General features: G+C 57.5%; 2 protein-coding genes and 1 pseudogene. All 3 read right to left on the reverse strand.

Features of this window, described 5'->3' with window-relative positions; all coding sequences use genetic code 11:
* A partial coding sequence (spo0A, locus tag QZ326_RS12505; RefSeq protein ID WP_295745786.1) for a sporulation transcription factor Spo0A occupies positions 1-721 on the reverse strand: 721 nt, incomplete at its 3' end.
* A 538-nt stretch (positions 722-1,259) separates the two neighbouring features.
* Entirely contained in the window at positions 1,260-2,300 is a 1,041-nt protein-coding gene (spoIVB, locus tag QZ326_RS12510) for a SpoIVB peptidase (protein ID WP_295745789.1), read from the reverse strand.
* Between the two features lie 222 nt (positions 2,301-2,522).
* Positions 2,523-2,924: pseudogene (locus QZ326_RS12515) on the reverse strand (cell division protein FtsZ); the annotation flags it as partial.

Consider the following 2,924-nt stretch of genomic DNA (forward strand, 5'->3'; position numbering starts at 1 on the left):
GGTCCGCGATCATGGCGATGAACTCGCTGTTAGTGGGCTTGCCCTTGGCGTTGGAGACGGTGTAGCCAAAATACTTCTGCAGTGTCTCCAAATCGCCCCGGTCCCAGGCCACCTCGATGGCGTGGCGAATGGCCCGCTCCACCCGGGAGGGCGTTGTGGCAAACCGCTTGGCCACTGCCGGATAAAGCACCTTGGTCACGGCGTTGATGACATCCATGTCCTCCACGGTTATCATAATGGCCTCCCGCAGGTACTGATAGCCCTTGATGTGGGCGGGCACGCCGATCTCATGGATCACGGAAGTCACCATGTTTTTCAGGGACGAGGCGTGCTCGTCCGCCGGGGCGGTCTGGGCGAACACCGTCCGCATCCGGTCCAGAAGAGCCCCTACCTCGCAGGGCTTGGGCAGGAAATAGCTGACGCCCAGATCACTGGCCTCCGCCACCACCTGGTCGGCACAGAACGCCGAGAGCAGAATCACCTTGGGCATGGCTCCGCCGGCCTTGAGCTGCCGCAGAACAGACAATCCGTCCTGCCCCGGCAGGACCACGTCCATGACCAGCAGGTCCGGCCTGCAGCTGCCCGCCAGCTCCAGCGCCTCCGTCCCGTTCCCCGTAGATCCCACCACCGCAAAGCTCTCGCTTCTCTCGATCTCTTCCCGCAGCATCGTGCGGAATTCCTCGTTGGCGTCTGCCAGCAATACGTTTCTTCTGATTTCCATGTTTTACCCTTGTCCTTTTCCAGAATTTAGGAATTGCGACGAATTCTCGAAGGTTGGAATCACCTTTCCTATAAATTAGCATAAATTTACAGATTTTTCAAGTATTACTGTAAATAAATTCCAAGAAATATTCGACAGCTTTCTCAGGACAGCTGCCGCTGTTTTGTGATAATATCCACGCTTTTCCGCATCAACAGCAATATCCTGTCACTTTCGGAAGAGAGCTCCCGAAAGATATGCCATCATCCCGCAAAATGGGGGGCAAGGGAATTTCAGTATATGTCCGTTCCCATCCCACGCCGGTTGAAAGGCGGAGGCGGCGCTTTTAAGTCGCCCGCTCCGCCATAATACAGCACGGGGACTAGAGAGGTTGTAAAATATATAGTATCATAACTCACCATCAAATTCAATCCATTCTAAAAACTTTCCCGCGTCCCTTGTAACATTTTTCGCTCTCAATGGCGGCATGATTTCACGATTGTGAAAAAAGACAGCAGCCTGGGACGGAGAAATCCGCCCCAGGCTGTGTCCTGCCCACCTATCCGTTCCCAGCTGCTTCCAGCATATGATCGATCAAAATTCCATAACCTTTGGTAGGATCATTTAATAGGACGTGGGTGACAGCTCCTACGATTTGTCCATTTTGCAAAATAGGAGATCCGCTCATCCCCTGGACAATTCCACCAGTGACGGCAACCAGCTCCGGGTCTGTGACTGAGATCACCATATCACGCCCATCCCCGGCGCCGGGGATCACTTTGAGAATTTCAATGTCATATTCCGACACCTCATCTCCCTGGACATTGGAACGGATCACCGCGGGGCCGGCCTTCGGCTGTCCGACGGGCATGGCTCCGGCGTCTTTCAGCCCCTCAGTGTCCAAAGTGCCGAAGATCCCGGCGCTGGTATTGGCGTACAACTGCCCCAGGTCCCGGGTGAGATCAAAATCCCCCCTCAGCTCTCCGGCCGCGCCGGTCTCTCCTTTTTTCACGGCTTTCACCGTGGAGGGCAGAACGGAACCATTGGAAAAAGGCATCAGCAGCGCTGTGTCAACATCTGTGATGCCGTGGCCCAGGGCGCCGAAAACCCCGGTGGCCGGGTCATAAAACGTCATTGTGCCAATGCCCGCCATGCTGTCCCGAATCCAGGCGCCGATGCAGTAGACGCCCTGGTCATTTTGTGTGGGGGCAACAGAGAGGGTCATACTGCCGCCGTCCCGGCGGACCTGGAGGTCCGTCTCCGAGCCCCCGCTCTCCTGGAGAAGGGACTGGAACTGCTCTGTGGAGGTCACCGCGGCCCCGCCGCACTCCATGATCACATCTCCGGTGCGCAGTCCGCAGCTCCTGGCGGGTGTGCCGCCATCGGTGAGCTTCACCACCACCACGCCCCGTGAAAACAGCTTGATGCCCACCGTGTGTCCCACAGGCACCAACATCCGGGCGGACTCATTTGAAAAAGCGCCGCTCACCTCTGCCGCTTCCGCGGGCGCTCCGGCGCAGAGGAGCAGGGCCAGAAGGAACGCCGCGCCGCCCCGCAGCAGTCCCTTCGCGTGTTTTGGTACTTCATACAATGCGATCACCCCTTTCAAACAAATCACATCCGCCAGCAATTTTTCGCCGGCGGCTCTCTTATGATTTGCCCCCGCCGGGAAAACACACCTTGCAAAAAGCGGAAGCCTGTCCAAGGAACAGACTGCCTTGCCCGGTTTTACAGGGGATCAAGAAAACCCGCAGGCAAAAGCCCGCGGGTTTTCCAGAATTTTTCAGAATCTGCCTCATTGGCAAGCGGAGAATATCAGGGGTCAGTCCCGCTTGTTGAAAATTTTGAAAATGTCGTCGAAGGGGTCGTCCTCCTTCTCCGCCTTTGGTACGTCGTCCTCTCCCAGGGGAACAGGGGCCGGCGCGCCGCCGGTCTGACTCTCCTGGGCCACCTTGGGCAACGCCTTGGCGTCCTTATCGAAGCCAGTGGCAATGACGGTGACCCGGATCTCGTCGTCCATGGTCTCATCGAATGTAGCGCCGAAGATGGTCAGGGCGTCCGGGTGGACGGCGTCCCGCACCAGGCTGGCGGCCTGCTCCACCTCTTCCAATCCAATATCCATAGAACCGGTGATATTGATCAGCACGCCCTTGGCGCCCTCGATAGAGGTCTCCAGCAGGGGGCTGGAGATGGCCATCTTGGCGGCCTCCTCGGCCTTGCCCTT

The sequence above is a fragment of the uncultured Oscillibacter sp. genome, assembly GCF_910587525.1.
Taxonomy (GTDB): domain Bacteria; phylum Bacillota; class Clostridia; order Oscillospirales; family Oscillospiraceae; genus Oscillibacter.